This is a genomic window from Streptomyces sp. NPDC051963, assembly GCF_044593495.1.
GTDB lineage: Bacteria > Actinomycetota > Actinomycetes > Streptomycetales > Streptomycetaceae > Streptomyces.
Window position 1 is genome coordinate 38,528 of record NZ_JBIUCC010000014.1, and the last position, 14,468, is coordinate 52,995.

The window sequence follows — 14,468 nt, forward strand, 5'->3', positions numbered from 1 at the left end:
GCTCAAGCTGGCCCACCGCCGACGGCCCGGAGTCTCCGCTGATGCCTATCGTTCCGGCTCCCCAGCGCAGCCGCTGGCGCACTCCCTGGCCGAGGGCATCGAGAATGGCCTGCACGTCGCGGGCGATCTTGCCCTCGGATCGGTCGGCTATGTGACGAGCACCGGAGCATTCCTTCTCATGCAGCCTGAGGACTGCCGACGCCGGCGGCATGGCTCAGTGATCCCCAGAGCGATGCCTCACTGAGAACAGGTCGCTGACGCCGGGGAGCGTCAGGACACCCCGCCCCTGGCTGGCCGACGTCCGGGCGTTAAAGGTGTCGCCCGCGTACCAGGCCCCGTACTCCATGTTCTTGGGCCAGCGCCGATACGTCCTGACTGGATTCCAGACGGACACCAGGCCGGTCAGCCTCTCATCCTCGGCGTACTGGAGCTGCACGGCGGCGGAATACACGTCTCTGACGCCTGAGGGCCTGTGGACCTGCGGGATCAGTCTCCACGGATGCGCCTCCAGGACGCGGCGCATGCGCTTCAGACAGCCCAACGACTTGGTGCAGATATAGAGGAGGGCGGGATAGCTGAGGACCCAAACAATCAGGACAGGGCCCCCGATCTTGTTCGCCGCCTCACCGGCATCAGGACTCATTAGGAAGCTGACAGCAATAAACGAAGGAAGACACAAGACCCACCAAACCGTCCGCCGCCTCCGCAGCTTCCGGTGAGTCCTCTCCCAGGCGGCCCGGGTCTCTGGATGATCGAAGGCACGCTTGTACATGGGTGCCGGAAGTCTGAACTCTTCCAACGGAACCGGTGCTCCGTGCCCATTCAGAGAAGATTGAGGGCTGTCGCTATTCATACGATCTCCTCAGGGGCGCCCATCAGGGGTCCCTGCTCGCCTACTCGCGTGCGGTGTTCGGGGGCAGGTGCGCAGCTGCTTGTCGCACACGACAGGACGCCGCGAGCCTTCTCCGCAACGGGTGTCGCCGTTGAGTTTGTCGTCAGTTCTCCGTCCTCATTTCAAGATCGCTGCGCATCGGGCAGCAGGATGACGAACCCCACGGGGATGGGAACACCGTCATAGAGGAGCCCGGAATCCCAACTGCGGGCAGCGCGAACGACTACGGGATCAGGACTAGGCCGAGAGTGGTGCGCACTCTGACGTGTCTCGCCTATGCGCACCTGTTGCGCCCTCACTTGCTACCCCTGGTAAGGAGGCTGCTGTCCATAGGGGTTGGGCGGCTGCGCAGGAGGGGCCGGGTACCCGTATGCCTGGTTGGAAGGCGCGGAGGCGTACGGCTGCTGGGCTGTCGGGTACATCGCTTGCTGGGGCGGATAGCCCATGTTCTGCGGGTGAGCTCCGCTGACGGAGCTGTTCCCCGACTTGCGGCGACTACGGATGACGGCGAAGACAACGACGGCGCCAATCACGGCTCCGATGCCTATGACACCAACAATGAGGACGATGGCACCCATTCGGGAGAGTCCCTTCTCTTTCTTGGTAGCTAGGTCACTACAGAATCGCGAGTACGACGAGACAGAACAGCAAGGTTATGGCGTGAGCCCCAGCTCCCCACCTTTTCACAGCGCGATTCTCATCGCTGCATGATGAAGAGCAGCCAAGGGGCAACGACTGCGATCCCGAGCAAGATGGTGTCGAATTGGTTCGCCGAACGCAACACCATCTTATCGGCAGCTGATCGTGAATTCATATCCATCATGAGGGTTTCGGAGCGGCGAATTATCCCGAATCTGGGACACGCGAATCCGCGAGGAGACCCAGGGGTTCCTGGCCTTAATTCAGCATGCTGAAGAGAGATGTGCAGACGATCAAGCATGCCAGCGAACTCAGCAGCGCTACATAAATGCGACGAGTCTCATTTCGCCGCCAAGCACGAATGATGAAGTAGAATCCGGTGTACATACCGATCAGATTCAGCACTGATAGCCAGAGAAGTCCCGGGTTTCTTGTCGAAACGTAGATAAAGATCCACGGTGACATCACGCCGAAGAAAATCAGCGCATTCCTGTGGAAAGTGTACTTAGTCTGCGTGGGTCCTTCTCGAGGGATCGGATCTCCCATATCGGGAAGTTCTGGCATGTTCATGCTGTTCCTTCAATGCCTCGACGGTTGTCGAGCAGCGATCAACTCGGCCTGCGCGCGCTACTCCTACGCAACCCGGTTGTCGTAAGTTGAGCTGGGCACTGGCAAGCTATTAGCACGACTGCAAGGTTCCGCGAGGATGCCGATAATGAGGTGCGCCAGATCGGCTGAGGGTTACTGCAACATCGCGAGGATGACGAGACAGAGCAGCAGGGTCACAGCATGAGTACTTGCCCCCCACCTCTTCCAAGCACGATTGTCGTCGCGGTACCCGCGCAGCATGATCAAAAGACCCACGTGAGTACCGATCAGATCTAGCACTGTCAGCCACAGAAATTTTCCGGACATGATTGACAGGACCAGGAGTAGCCAAGGGGCAATGACCGCAATCCCGAACAAGAAGCGGTTGAAATAGTTCGCGGTACGCAACGCCATCTCATCGGCAGCGTTTTGAGAATTTAGGTCGGGTAGTTCCGAGTTCACGGCTTCTCCAATCTGCTGGTCTCGCTGGTGTCGTCCTGCAAGAAGACTACGAAGTCGTTGTTCCCCGCCGCCGTCAGTACGCGCTCCAACCGTTTGCGCTGTGTCTGCTCTGCTGCCCGGGCCTCACTGAATGTTGTTGCCGATTCCGGCGTTCCTCGTCGATCTCGTCCTGCTGTTCCCGCAACAGCCTCACGCCTTCTGCTTCCGCCTGCGACTTCTCCTTTTCTGACATCTCGTCCCACTTGCGCTCGAACTTCTCGGCACCGGCTAGAAGTTCCTGTTCGTAGGCACCGACCCGTACAGCGTCCCGGAGACCAATCCGTCCGGAGAGAACCTCTTTGGCCATTTCGGCGAGAACAGCCCCCGCTCTCCCGTCAGTGAGAGACTCCAACTGCTTGCGGAGCAGTCGAGCCGTAGCAGGATCACGCGCGATGCTGATGAACTCCTCGTCATCAACGCGAGGCTCGTCATCCCGAGTGCTATCGCGTCCAGTCATCCTCTTCCTTCACTCTCTAGCTTTGGCGGGCCTACCTATGAGCCTGCTCACACGCCAGGGTGGTCGTATCCGCTGCCGGGGAGGGGGAACTTGATCATGTTGGCCTGATGCAAGTGGCCTATCTGTTCGACCGATGCGGTGGCGGCACTGACGACGATTCCAACTTCTGTGATAACGGTGGTCAGCCGACTCCAAAGGTTAATCATCGCCACAACCTCGCCCGCGACCGCACCGGCTGCGACAACAGGGCCAAGAAGCGTCCAACTTGTGCTTGCACCTGCAGCCATAGTGAGGCCTATGACGATGGCAAGGTCGAGCATTCCGCTGAGTAGATCCCCGCATGCTTCCGCGGCATTCCATACACCGTCAGTTACGGTCTCGTACTGCTCCTTGAGTTGCTCAAAGGAACCCTGCAAAGCCGCAATGTCTTTGGCGAGAGTTCCCATGTAGACGTACGCAGCGTCGGCGGCGTTCCCTGACCAAGAGACGTCCAGGGACTTGTTGCCCGACTCGAGGTTCCTCGCAAGGTCATCGCAGAACAACCCGAGTGAGTGCCACGCCTTGGCGCACTGGGCGTACTCCTCCCAGTTGCCTCCCAGTGCATTCTTCGCCTCGTCCATCGGATTGACCCCGAGGAACTTTTCGAATACCCAACTGGCGAGTGCTGACGGACTGAATACGTCGCCGTACGAAGTGAGGTCCCTGTAAGGCGTGCTGGGTTCTTCTTTGTCGCCGTCTACTTCAGGCGTCTTCAAGCGCTCTGCCGGATCCGCCACATCCTCAAACGCCACATCGTCTCCTAGATGAACCCGTGCTCAGCGCTTAGATTCTGGGTACTGAGAATCCAACCTGGACGCTTCGCCTTCGTCTGTCCGCTTGTAGAAGTCAGCACTGCGTGACATCTCGTTCTTCGACGCGTCCAAGATGCGGTGCATCTGCTCCAAAGCGGATCGGACGTTTTCCATAACGCCATCATGGCCGCCGCCGAACATACTGGCTAGTGCCGAAATCGGACCCGCACTGAACGTGCCGATTGAGCATTCTCGCCCCAAGTACTCTTTAGCTGCAGTCACGTCATCGGCCGCTCGGCCAATTTGCCTGGAGAACGAGGCCATCTCGTTCGGTTCGACCTTAAATGTCATGCCAACTCCGCCAAGTCTTCGGCTACACCTTGGGTTGATGGTCCGACGTTCACCACGCCCAGTTCGGTACCTAGAGAACGTGACCATGGCGCTTTTCAGAGCCCGTTGTCGCCGGGGCTCTAAGGCAGGGACATCCGTAAGCGCGCAGGATGTGTCCTGGGCTGCCACGGACGGGGATGAGAACTGCCTGCCTACTGCCCTTGGTGCGGGGGCTGTTGAGCATAGGGGTTGGGGTGCTGCGGAGACTGCCCTGGAGGCGTGGCATAGCCCTGGTTGGGGGGCGTGTTGGGGTACTGCTGGTAGCCCGTCGGGGGCTGGGGCGGGTAGCCCGTGCCATGGGCGGCGGTTCCGCCACCTGAGCCAGGGCCGCCGTTACCTCCGTTGCGGCGGCTGCGGATTACCGCGAAGGCGATCGCGCCGACGATCACGACGGCTGCGATACCGCCAGCGAGGACGAGGGTGTTGCTGGAGGAGGAGTTCTTCTTCCCGGCCTCGGTCGAGGTGTCGGTTCCCTTGGATGCTTCGCCAGACATGGAGTTGGACGACTGGAGCTGGCCGAGGGGGTTGGTCGTGGCGCCGGCCGGGATGTCCATCGTGAGCGCTGAATAGGGCCGGACGATCCCGTAGCCGTATTCCTCGTCGGGTGCTTTCAGACCCTTGTGGTGCGCGAAGGTGGCTGACTTGATCAGGCGGTTGATGACTTGGCCTGCGGAGAGGTCGGGGAACTTTGAGCGGACCAAGGCCGCAGCAGCGGATACGTAGGCCGTGGCATCCGATGTACCGGTTGTCAAGCTATATTGTTGCGAGCTCGTTGGGTCTGCGGCGAGAACCTGAACACCGGGAGCCATCAAGGCAAGCCCCTTTCCGGTGTTTGACCCCTCCCAGCGATTGGCCTTCTCATCTATGGCACCAACGGCAACAACGCCAGGCAGTGCTGCTGGCTCCTCGACAGCAATAGAGCCCTCATTGCCTGCACTCGCAACAACAACTACATCGTGATCTTGCGCATACGCGATTGCTGCACGACCGTCACTCAGCGTCTTGCCACCATCGTTACCGATAGACAGATTGATAACCTTCGCGCCCTGGTCCACTGCATATCGAACCGCTGCAGCCCAAGTTTCGTCATGATTGGCGTCCTCCTCCGTCTGGAGGGTACGCAGTGGCAGGATCTTCGCCTTCGGCGCGAGGCCGATCATGCCGGATGAATTTCCCGCGCCATGGCCGTGTCCAGCAATAAGGCTGGCCATGCTCGTCCCGTGTCCGAGTCGGTCCTCCTGCGCGTTATCTCCGCCAGTGAAGTCTTTCCCTTTGAGGACCTGACCCGTTAGATCAGGGTGACTGGCGTCAACTCCGGAGTCGACCACCGCAACGGTGACGCCCTGCCCTTGGGATTCAGCCCATACGTCTTCTACTGCGAATGCGTTCAAGGCCCATTGTTGATCTCTGACGTAGTCCGCCGATGCGGTTGGGGCCGTAGTGAGGAGCAAAGCTCCTGTCAGCGTCACGACTCCCGCCGTAGACCAGACTCGCTTGAAACTCACTTCTTTGCTCCTCACTCAACCACGACTGGTTCCGCCAGTCTTCATGCGAACGAGCCGCACGTCCTCTACGTGCGGCTCGTTCGCGTGCCTACTCGATGGTCCGCGGTACGTTCCGGTTGCGGTCCTCTTCCGAGATCCAGGTCTCTTCGTCCTCGACCAGGTAGTCGGGACGGTCGCTCTGGCTATTCTCGTCGTTGGGCCGTCGTCCCTTGCGACCACCCATACCGCCAGCAGTTCCACCGCGGCTACCGTGCAGACCCGCACCGCCACCGGCGCCCTTGCCTGTGATCCCCTTGGCAGCCCCGACAACGCCGCCACGGGACTTGGCGAGGGCTCCGCGTCCGGCAGCGCCAGCACCGCCTCGGCCGGCTGCGCCGGCTCCCCCGCCGCCCATGCCGCCCATACCGGCTCGGCCTCCTGCACCACGGCCTGCTGCCGCACCAGTACCGGCCGCACGACCACCGCCCGGAACACCGATGCCGCCGCGTCCGGCCGCACCACGTCCGACGCCGGCCCCTCCTCCAGGAGCCAAGATACCCGGGCCTTGAGCCCCGCCGGTCCCGGTGCCGCCCCCGCCGATGCTGGGGCCCCCGGTGCCAGTGCTGGGACCGGTGCCCGTCAGACCAGGCGAGATGCTGTCCACCTTCGTCTTGGCTGTCGGGAGTTGTGTGCCTCCCGTGATGCCCTGATCGCGGGGCACCGCGGGCGCGGGCTTAACGCTGGTGGTCGGACCAGCGCTCCAGGGTTTGTTACCTGATCCCGAGACACCCGGCCGGGACGCCCCAACGTCACCCGGAGTCACAGGTGGCGGGTACTCCACGTCACGGTTGGGTTCCTTGATGTTGCCCTTGTCATCGATAAGGACTCGGTTCCTATCCAGATTTCCCTTAACCCGGATGTACTGGGCCGCAAGGTTCTCCATGACGGAAACACCGTTGAGTTGGGCTTCTCGGCTCGCACCGATCTTGCCCTCGTTGATTGACGCGACTTCCGCAGCCGTCAACTTACGGTCCTGGAGATCACTGGCTACTGCTTCGCCGTTGTCCCATTGCCAGTCGCTGAGAGCGTCACCGACCTTGGCCCAGCCACTGGGCTCTTCGATCTGGTCCAGCTGCGCTTTGAACCTGCGTAGCTGCGAACCAGCGTCAGCCATCTGGGAGCTGTTGAGATCGGCATGCCAGGCGGCATTCCTGATGCTCTGAGAGATTTCTCGGGCCTTCTTCTCAAAGCTCTCGGCTGCATCCCCCTCCCAGTGCTCCAGGACGTTATCGACGGCCTTGTCGAGCAGGCCGGCGATGCCGCCCCCTTCACCACCGGACAGAAGCTCGTTGACTGTGCTCCAGTGGCGGCCGACCTCCTCGATCGCCCCCGGGTTGGTGAGGTCAAGCATCTGCTTGAGCTCTTTGAGCGAGTAATCGATGAATTGAGTCTTGGTCTGGGGCCGCCCCGGGTCCGCGACGCAGGTGTCATTCACAATCTCTGGCTTGGGCAGGTCTTTGTCACCGGCCATTTTGAACTCCTCCCTCTAACAGGTGATTCCCGATCCGACTACTTTGCAAATGAGCCGTCCGAGCTCCCCGTGTCACCACCCATTTGGTTCTTGTTCGCGTACTCCTGCTCGGTGTACTTGTCCTTGACCTTGGAGGTACTCGAGCCGAACTTGTCGATCAGTCCGTGAAGGCTCTTAATCGCGGTCTCAAGGTCGGTCTTCATGGTCTTGTGGGCCGCGTGCAGATCGCCAGCCTCCAAGAAGAGGCACGTGTTCCCGAACGCATCCATCGGGATCTCCGTGTTGTACCGCGACGTCTGGCCGGCTTTGTCCATGTCGTCCAGCAACGTCCAGAGCTTCCGGATGACCTCATCCATCGCGCTCAGATCAACCCGCATACCGTTACTCATACCCCGTTGTCCTCTCCCCTGTTCTTCAAGTTGTCAGCACCGGCTCGGTGCCCAAGTTGCCCAGCCATCACACAGATCGGCTACCCGACCGCCCCGCCTGCCCACCCCGCCGACTACGCCAGTCCCGCACAGCCACCCCGCTCCCCGCAACCACGAGCGCCAGAGCCACGCCGATGCCCAACACGTACATGGCCACCCGGCGCTCCCGCTCAGCCTCGCTCTCGCCCATGGTCACCGCCATGGGGACAACGCCACCCCCACCGGCCGCCACCAACGGATCCGGCTCCGGTGCGCTCCCCGGCGTGGACTCATCCGAAAGAGCGGCGATCGGATCGACGACACCCCACCCGATGAACCGGTTGGGACCCCGGCCCGGCCGTTGGGCCGATTCTTCGAGGCGGGTCGAGATCTGGGCCGCGCTCCAGGTCGGGTGCTTCTCCTTCAGGAGAGCCGCGACGCCCGCGACGTACGGCGCGGCGAAGCTCGTGCCGTCGGCGGTGCACTGGCCGCCCTTGGGGACGGTGGAGACCATGCCGACGCCCGGTGCCGCAATGTCGACGAAGTCGCCGGACTGTGAGAAGAAGGCGCGTTCGTCGTTGCGGTCGGAGGCTGCCACCGCCAGGACGCCGGGGTACGAGGCCGGGTAGGTGTCCGCGGACTTGCCGTCGGCGCCGTCGTTGCCGGCGGCCGCGATGATGAGGGCGCCTGAGTTCACGGCCGCCGCTACGGCGCCACTCAGTTCCTCGTTGTCTTCCTTGTTCGCGGTGTCCGACGAGATGTTGATGATCTTGGCGCCCGCGGCGACCGCGGCGCTGATGGCCTGGGACATCGTCCGCGAGTTGCCCTGCTTCTCCTCTCCACCCGTATAACGGAAAGAGAGGATCTTGGCGTCCGGCGCGATGCCCTCGAACCCCGTGCCGGCGATCGGGCGGGCGGCGATGATGCCCGCGACCCGGGTTCCGTGGCCCTCGATGTCGGCGGTGGCGGGGCCGTCGACGAAGGTCTTGCCGCCCGAGGCCACGGCGCCGCGGAGCTGGGGGTTGGAGTCGTCGACGCCCGTGTCGATCACCGCGACCGTGACGCCCTTGCCCGTGGCCTGCTCGCGCAGCTGGTCCAGGAGGATTCGCTGGAGTGACCAGGGCGTGGACTTGATGACGTCGCCGCCGAAGACGCACTCCGAGCTGGCCAACAGGCCGAAGTCGGGCTTGTCGGCGCCGGCGGAGTCGGCCAGTGCCGGTGGAGCCGATGACAGGCAGATTCCCGTGGCTGCGAGCACGCCAAAGGCCCGCTGCAGTGCGCGGGTTCCACTCTTGCGGCTGCGCGAACGGGCTGTCGTGCCCTCCACGTCCAGGCCCCTCATCTTCAGGCTCCCAGGGCTTCCATGCTTGCTTCGATCACTACGTCCACTTCGCCTGCTTCGGTGACTTCAAGCCGGCTCAGGTGTGTTAACGATGCTTCGGTGACTGTGAAGATTTGCGGGGGTCTTGTGTGCAGCCCCGGAGAAAGGGGCGGCCCAGCCGACGCCATGGCGCCTGCTGGGCCGATCCTCCGCATACACGCCCCTCGGGCACCGGCGGGCTCAGCCCCAGGTGTTGGCGTTGCTCTTCTCAGTGGCCTGGTAGTTGTCGGCCGCGCTCTGCAGCGCAGTGGAGATCTTCAGCAGGGTCGCGTGCAGGTCGGCGGCGGTCTGGTCCCACTCGCGCTGCTTGCGCTGGTAGCCCTCCTGAGCTTCACCTTCCCAGGAGTTGGCGACGCGCTTGACCGCGGCCTCGAGGTCGTCGAGCTGCTGCTTGATGCGACCAGCGGTGGTCTTCACGTCCGTGGACGCGTTGGTGATGGTTGCGTAATTGACGAGAATCGACATCGGCGTTCCCTTTCAGGAAGAGTCGAAGGAAGTCGGCGGAAACCGAAAGAACCGGCAACCGGTATGAACCGGTGGAAAGACGGGAGAACTGTCGAGAGCCGACAGCCCTACGGCTTGATCAGCCGAAGTCCGACATGATCTTGCTGATCTCGGAGTTCTGCTGCTCTTCCGACGCGGAGTAGTTGCTCCGCGTGGAGTCCACGGCTTCCTTGATGTCGTTGAGGATGTCGCTCATCTTCTTCGCATCCGCGTTCCAGCGCTCCTGCAACTGGCGGTACGACTGGGCCGCCCCGCCCTGCCACCCGCCCGCGATCTGGTCGATCACGCCGTTGAGGCGGCGGATCTCGCCCTGAAGCTGACCGTTCGCCGTGCTGATGTCGCCGGAGAGCTTGGTCAGCTCGTCCTCTGTTACCCGGAACTGGCCGGCCATGTGAACCTTCCCCCATGTCGTTGTTGATCCGGGAAACCTCTACCGGCCCCCCGGAGTTGCGTTCCGTTCGTGAACGCTGGAAGCACTCTATCCTCCGCCTGTCACTTACCCACAGGCAAGGTCTTTCAGTTACAGCATTCACACACCCGCGCGTCGCGCAAGTGATCGGTCGCTGTCAAGTCCCCACGCCCACAACTTCGTTGGAGTGTCACTGGCTCTGCGGCTGCGCCGCGCTGCCGGTGTCCAAGGTGGGGCCCTTCGGGATGAATGTCGCCCACGTCTGCGGCACGAACACAGGGTTGGCGAGATCCTCGTAACCGAGCCGCGTTCGCGCCTTGGCCGTCTCGCTCGCGCCGCCCTCCGACGAGGACGAACCGCTGTCGCTTCCCTCTGCTCCCGCTGCCTCACTGTCGTTGTTCTGCGGCAACGAGTACCGCAGGCCCGTGTCCGTCAGCAGGTACGTCGCACCGCCGCCCTCCGTCGTACCGGCGACCTCCTGGAAGAGGAGGCCCGAGCCGGAGGAGACATAGGCGCTCAGTGAATCGGTGATGACCGTCTTGGGGTAGTTCGTTCCGGCCCAGGCGGCGAGCTGCGGCTTCCCGTCCTCGCCCATGCTGCCCTTGTAGACGCTGCACGACGTGGTACGCGCCTCGCTGGACGCCGTGGCCGCGGCGTTGGCCTGCCGCGGAACGGTCTCGGGCCAGCCCTTGTCCTTGTAGAAGCTGCCCGCCGAGCCGCCGTTGGCCTCGATGACGTCCCGGGTGTTGACCTGGATGGCACCGGTCCCGTCGCTCGCAGCCAGCAGGTTGGCGACGAAGGGCGTGATGGCGGCGACCTCGTTCTTGAGGACGACGTAGAACTGCTCGCCCTGAGCGTCCCGCGCCCTGAGCACCTGACCCACCGTGCCCGCCTCGGCCGGCAGCCCCTGGACCGAGGTCGACTCACCGGCGGACGGCACCGTCGGGAAGGTGATGTCCGTGCCCTCGTTGAGGGTGCTCAACCACTCCTGGCTCACCGGCTGCGGATCGACCGTGGCGCTGCTGCCGATGACGGCGGAACGCATCTGCTCCATGGCGGTGGGCTCGAGGCCCGACTTGCCGCCCATGAGGAAGCGGTTGCCCTTGCCGTCGACCAGGTATTCCAGCTTGGTCTTGGTGTCTACGACGTACAGCGCCTCGCGGGAATCGACCTTCCCCGCGGTCTCGAGCGACTTGGCGTCGGCGGCGTCGAAGACGAAGACGGCACGGTCGATGGCGCCTTCCGATCCCGGGGCCGGGCGTTCGCACACCGCCCAGGTCTTCGCCTCCTCCGCGTCCTCCTTGGAGGGCAAGCGGTCGGGGGCGTACGGGATGCCGATCGTCGCGCCGTGCCGGATACCGCTCTTGTCGATCTCCTTGCCGGGGACCTCGAGGACGCTGCCCTTGCCCTTGTCGAGCAGAAGCTTCGCGGAGGCGTAGTTGAGGACCGGGTGGAGGACCTTCTCCACCTTGCTGTCCTTCGGGTCCGGGTCGAGGACCACGTACCGCGTCGTGGAGTCGCTGTCGACGATGATGTACTCGCCCGGGGTGTCCCAGCCCTTGGGTGCCGAGGGCTTGATCACGCCCCAGGCGATGAAGCCGATCACCAGCACCAGGCCCACGGCCAGGCTCGGCATCACCGTACGAATGGGACGCGGTGCGCCTTCTTCGGAGCCCCCCGGGGACGGCGCCAGAAACGCCGCGACGGTGCGCTTGCGAGCGAACGTGTAGGCGGCGAGCTCATCCCGACGCTGCTTTGCCATGGTCCCCGTGTCTCCCGAAATCTGGTCCCCGATGGTGCCCGACCGCGGCGGAACATGCCTGATCGTGTCTGACCCGAATCGTGAGGCGATGTCCTACCGCGTCCTACCGCGCTGGTCTTGAATACCGCGCTGTGGTGGTCGATCGCGCTCGACGACAGGCCGCCGCTTCGGCCGAGCAGGCACCTACTATGCCCTGCGCCGCGGGACGGCGGTCCATCAGGGTACGGCCGTTCCCGCATCTTCACAGATCATCTTCACAGAGCTTCACCACAGCCCTCCACCATGCGCGCCCGGTCCGTGCGAGGCTGGCCGACCGGGGTTCGGTGTCCCCTGCACCGCTGTGCCGCCTTTGCTCGGCAGCGGGTACCGTGAGCCACTCGTACGGACGATGCGGGCCGATGGACGCCCGACGAACGGCCACGACTTCGCGAAAGGGATGTCCCGGGGGATGACCAGCGCTACGAGCACTCGGCGCGGACGCCGCGCACAACAGGAACCGGACGGTTCGGGCCGCGGACGCGTACCGACTCCGGCCCCCGCCGCCGCGTCGCCGCGCACCCTGCCCAACCCCGGCGGTATGGGCCCGGTACGGCTCCAGCAGCTGATCCTGGTCGAGCTCGCGGCGGGCGTCATGCTGGCCGCCTGGGTCACCGATGTGTCCTGGCTGCTGGCCCCGGCCGGTGCCGTGGCGGCCCTGATGCTGCTGTTCGCGGTTCTGCGCCGCGGCCGTCGTCCGATGCCCGAGTGGTACGAGACGGCGCGCGCGCTGAGGCGCCGTCAGCGCGAGGCAAAGTTGCCCGTGCCGCCCGGGACGGACCCGATGCTGGCCCCGGTCGTGGAGAGCGACCCCGCCCTGCGGACGTACGCCTTCGTCTCCCGTGACGACCGCTCGATCGGCCTGATCGGCGACGGGACCTTCCTGACCGCGGTGCTCTTCGTGCAGCCCGCGGACCAGCCGTTGCGTCCCGAGTCCGCCGGACGTCAGCTGCCGCTCCGGCTGATCCAGGACGCGCTGGAGGTCGACGGGATCCGCCTCGCCTCCGCACAGGTCGTCCAGCACACCCAGCCGGCTCCCGCGCCGCACCTGCCCCAGCAGTCGATGGCCGCGCGATCGTACGGACCGCTCCAGGCACAGGCCGGTTCGCCCGCGCTCCGGCTCACCTGGGTCGCCCTCAAACTCGACCCGGAACTGTGCCCGGAGGCGGTTCAGGCGCGCGGGGACGGCGTTCCCGGGGCGCAACGCGCGCTGCTGCGCGTGGCGGACCAACTGGCCAGCCGACTGGACGGGGCCGGATTCAAGGCGACCATCCTGGACGAGAACGAACTGGTGCAGGCGCTGGCGACGTCCAGTTGTCTGAACCCGCGGGTCAGCACCCAGCAGGCCCAGGACGGGCGGGCACCCCAGCGGCGTACGGTCGAGGCGGTGCGGACCTGGCGGGTCGACGACCGGTGGCACACCACGTACTGGGTCTCCCGCTGGCCGCAGTTGGGGGTCGGCGGTGTGGCGCTGCCCGAGCTGATCACGCGGTTCACCTCTCTCCCGGTGCTCGCCACGACGTTCAGCGTGACTCTGAGCAAGGCCGGCAACCGGGGCGTCTCCCTCGCCGGGCACATCCGCGTCACCGCCCGTGGTGACAGCGAACTCGCCCAGGTGGGACGTGATTTGGAGCGGACCGCGAGTGCCGCGAAGGTCGGACTGGTCCGCCTCGACCGGGAGCAGGTCCCCGGAGCCCTCGCCACTCTGCCGCTCGGAGGTACGTACTGATGTCCCAGCCCGCATCGACCATGCCCCCGGGCCAGCCGGGCCGGGCCACCCCCGCACGCACACCCGCCCATGTGGCCTCGCCCTCCGACACCGGCATGATCCCGATCATCCGGCAGCCGCAGGCGCAGCGGCAGCAACGGCGCGTCTTCAGCCCCGGGTTCGGACTGCGCGGGCCGCGCCGGAACCGCCATGTCGTCACCGTCGACGAACTCCCGGCGATCAGCATGCCGATCGGTGACGACGGCGTGATCATCGGCACCGACCGGGCATCGCAGCCGGCCGTGCTCGGCCTGTCCCGCCCGACCCCCTTCGACGTCGTACTCGTGGGCGGCCTCTGGCTCGCCCAGGTACTGGCGTTGCGTGCCGCCGCCACGGGGGCGCGCGTGGGCGTGGAGACCGGCCGGCCGCAGGCCTGGCAGCAGCTGGCCCAGACCGCCGGCGGCGGTCAGCAGTGCGTGACCGTCTACCCGGTGGGCCGGGTGCCCGCCCAGGGCCCCTCCGTCTCGAGTCCGGTCGTCCTGTTCCGGGACTGCGGCATCCGCCCGCCCCGCGGGCGGGTGACCTCTCTGCCGTGGCAGGCCGTGGTGACCGTGCTGCCCTTTGTCAGCGAGCACGCTCCGCGCTGGCTGGCCCAGGCCCAACTGGTCGGCATCCAGCGCATCTCGCCCCAGGAGACCGAGGTCGTACAGGACACCCTGGGCATTCCGGACGAGCCACTCGGGTACCTTCCGAACCTTCACGACAGCGTCGCCATGTGGTGCACTCGCAAGCACCGCACCTTCGTCATGACCGAACCCACCGACGCGGAGACGGGTCTGCTCGGCACGGCCCGCCGTCTGGACTGACGCGTCCCCCTCCCCCGGGAACGCGTCGCCGTTTCCGGGGAAGCGGTGCGAACCGGCCATGGCCATGGGCGCTTTTCCGTACCGCGATGCAAGTGATTAGGCTTCTGGTGATGCGGTGACGA

Annotated in this window: 14 protein-coding genes; 2 read left to right on the forward strand and 12 right to left on the reverse strand. The window is 64.7% G+C overall.

Going from position 1 to position 14,468, the window contains the following annotated elements; genetic code table 11:
* Positions 1-214: 214 nt before the first annotated feature.
* From ACIHFB_RS42055 to eccB, 12 genes are all read right to left on the reverse strand, one after another.
* Positions 215-772 (reverse strand): hypothetical protein, encoded by a 558-nt coding sequence (locus tag ACIHFB_RS42055; RefSeq protein ID WP_365285521.1) that lies wholly within the window; start codon positions 770-772, stop codon positions 215-217.
* 1,500 nt (positions 773-2,272) lie between these two features.
* On the reverse strand, positions 2,273-2,581 hold the full coding sequence (locus ACIHFB_RS42060) for a hypothetical protein (RefSeq protein WP_365285523.1): 309 nt from the start codon (positions 2,579-2,581) through the stop codon (positions 2,273-2,275).
* 73 nt (positions 2,582-2,654) lie between these two features.
* The gene (locus ACIHFB_RS42065; RefSeq protein WP_365285525.1) at positions 2,655-3,077 is read right to left on the reverse strand and encodes a hypothetical protein; all 423 of its coding nucleotides are present in this window, start codon (positions 3,075-3,077) and stop codon (positions 2,655-2,657) included.
* 47 nt (positions 3,078-3,124) lie between these two features.
* Positions 3,125-3,868, reverse strand: a complete 744-nt coding sequence (locus tag ACIHFB_RS42070; protein ID WP_365285527.1) for a hypothetical protein — start codon at positions 3,866-3,868, stop codon at positions 3,125-3,127.
* Between the two features lie 24 nt (positions 3,869-3,892).
* Positions 3,893-4,219 (reverse strand): type VII secretion target, encoded by a 327-nt coding sequence (locus ACIHFB_RS42075; protein WP_365285529.1) that lies wholly within the window; start codon positions 4,217-4,219, stop codon positions 3,893-3,895.
* Between the two features lie 191 nt (positions 4,220-4,410).
* Positions 4,411-5,649: a type VII secretion-associated serine protease mycosin gene (gene mycP / locus ACIHFB_RS42080; RefSeq protein ID WP_400129631.1), complete on the reverse strand. Its 1,239-nt coding sequence runs from the start codon at positions 5,647-5,649 to the stop codon at positions 4,411-4,413.
* Positions 5,650-5,851: 202 nt separating this feature from the next.
* Positions 5,852-7,273 (reverse strand): hypothetical protein, encoded by a 1,422-nt coding sequence (locus ACIHFB_RS42085; protein ID WP_400129632.1) that lies wholly within the window; start codon positions 7,271-7,273, stop codon positions 5,852-5,854.
* A 38-nt stretch (positions 7,274-7,311) separates the two neighbouring features.
* The gene (locus tag ACIHFB_RS42090) at positions 7,312-7,662 is read right to left on the reverse strand and encodes a hypothetical protein (protein WP_400129633.1); all 351 of its coding nucleotides are present in this window, start codon (positions 7,660-7,662) and stop codon (positions 7,312-7,314) included.
* 67 nt (positions 7,663-7,729) lie between these two features.
* Complete coding sequence (gene mycP / locus ACIHFB_RS42095; RefSeq protein ID WP_400129634.1) at positions 7,730-8,938, reverse strand: type VII secretion-associated serine protease mycosin; 1,209 nt, start codon at positions 8,936-8,938, stop codon at positions 7,730-7,732.
* A 303-nt stretch (positions 8,939-9,241) separates the two neighbouring features.
* Complete coding sequence (locus ACIHFB_RS42100; protein WP_362074657.1) at positions 9,242-9,526, reverse strand: WXG100 family type VII secretion target; 285 nt, start codon at positions 9,524-9,526, stop codon at positions 9,242-9,244.
* 118 nt (positions 9,527-9,644) lie between these two features.
* A complete protein-coding gene (locus ACIHFB_RS42105; protein WP_365285540.1) occupies positions 9,645-9,956 on the reverse strand; it encodes a WXG100 family type VII secretion target in 312 nt (103 codons plus the stop codon).
* 208 nt (positions 9,957-10,164) lie between these two features.
* Positions 10,165-11,736 carry a type VII secretion protein EccB gene (gene eccB / locus ACIHFB_RS42110; RefSeq protein ID WP_365285541.1) on the reverse strand — a complete coding sequence of 524 codons (1,572 nt, stop codon included), beginning with the start codon at positions 11,734-11,736 and terminating at the stop codon, positions 10,165-10,167.
* Between the two features lie 448 nt (positions 11,737-12,184).
* On the opposite strand from eccB, the gene eccE reads away from it, so the two are divergent.
* Complete coding sequence (gene eccE, locus ACIHFB_RS42115; protein ID WP_365285543.1) at positions 12,185-13,501, forward strand: type VII secretion protein EccE; 1,317 nt, start codon at positions 12,185-12,187, stop codon at positions 13,499-13,501.
* Entirely contained in the window at positions 13,501-14,346 is an 846-nt protein-coding gene (locus tag ACIHFB_RS42120) for a hypothetical protein (protein WP_365285545.1), read from the forward strand. Before eccE ends, ACIHFB_RS42120 begins: the two co-directional genes overlap by 1 nt.
* The last annotated feature ends 122 nt before the right edge of the window (positions 14,347-14,468 follow it).

What these genes read in the sequence shown, in the direction of transcription:
- eccE (WP_365285543.1), top strand. Translation starts at nt 12,185, where the DNA reads ATGACCAGCGCTACGAGCACTCGGCGCGGACGCCGCGCACAACAGGAA.
- ACIHFB_RS42120 (WP_365285545.1), top strand. Translation starts at nt 13,501, where the DNA reads ATGTCCCAGCCCGCATCGACCATGCCCCCGGGCCAGCCGGGCCGGGCC.
- ACIHFB_RS42075 (WP_365285529.1), bottom strand. Translation starts at nt 4,219, where the DNA reads ATGACATTTAAGGTCGAACCGAACGAGATGGCCTCGTTCTCCAGGCAA.
- ACIHFB_RS42090 (WP_400129633.1), bottom strand. Translation starts at nt 7,662, where the DNA reads ATGAGTAACGGTATGCGGGTTGATCTGAGCGCGATGGATGAGGTCATC.
- eccB (WP_365285541.1), bottom strand. Translation starts at nt 11,736, where the DNA reads ATGGCAAAGCAGCGTCGGGATGAGCTCGCCGCCTACACGTTCGCTCGC.
- ACIHFB_RS42100 (WP_362074657.1), bottom strand. Translation starts at nt 9,526, where the DNA reads ATGTCGATTCTCGTCAATTACGCAACCATCACCAACGCGTCCACGGAC.
- ACIHFB_RS42105 (WP_365285540.1), bottom strand. Translation starts at nt 9,956, where the DNA reads ATGGCCGGCCAGTTCCGGGTAACAGAGGACGAGCTGACCAAGCTCTCC.
- ACIHFB_RS42085 (WP_400129632.1), bottom strand. Translation starts at nt 7,273, where the DNA reads ATGGCCGGTGACAAAGACCTGCCCAAGCCAGAGATTGTGAATGACACC.
- ACIHFB_RS42055 (WP_365285521.1), bottom strand. Translation starts at nt 772, where the DNA reads ATGTACAAGCGTGCCTTCGATCATCCAGAGACCCGGGCCGCCTGGGAG.
- ACIHFB_RS42065 (WP_365285525.1), bottom strand. Translation starts at nt 3,077, where the DNA reads ATGACTGGACGCGATAGCACTCGGGATGACGAGCCTCGCGTTGATGAC.